Source organism: Algoriphagus sp. oki45, from assembly GCF_036245605.1.
Classification (GTDB): Bacteria; Bacteroidota; Bacteroidia; order Cytophagales; family Cyclobacteriaceae; genus Algoriphagus.
Genome location: NZ_BTPC01000023.1, coordinates 1 through 366, shown reverse-complemented (window position 1 = coordinate 366; position 366 = coordinate 1). Strand labels below are relative to the sequence as shown.

Sequence of the window (366 nt, the reverse complement as noted above, 5' to 3'; positions counted from 1 at the left end):
GATCGGGTGGTGAGCTCCACGGATAGATTAGAAATACCTGCCATCCAGACTCCTGGCATTGCCTTGACCAAGACAGCGAGTCCGACGACCTACGATCAGGCCGGTGATGTGATCACCTATACGCTGATTGTAACCAACACCGGAAACGTCACCTTGTCCAATCCCACAATCACAGATCCATTGACCAATGCGAATGACAATGTGGGCACCCTGCTTCCGGGCCAGTCTGCCACCGTCACGACCCATTAAGCGGTTAACCAGCCGGACGTGGACCACGGTCGCCCTGTCTCTTCAACCCAACTCCGACCCCCCAAGGACACACGGCATCCGCTAAGCCCGCTATCCGTTTAAAAAAAAAAAAAAAAA

The 366-nt window shown here is 53.6% G+C and carries 1 protein-coding gene; it reads left to right on the top strand.

Annotated elements, in window-relative coordinates:
* A partial coding sequence (locus tag AAA942_RS20260; protein WP_445083362.1) for a DUF7507 domain-containing protein occupies nt 1-249 on the top strand: 249 nt, incomplete at its 5' end.
* Nucleotides 250-366: the final 117 nt, after the last annotated feature.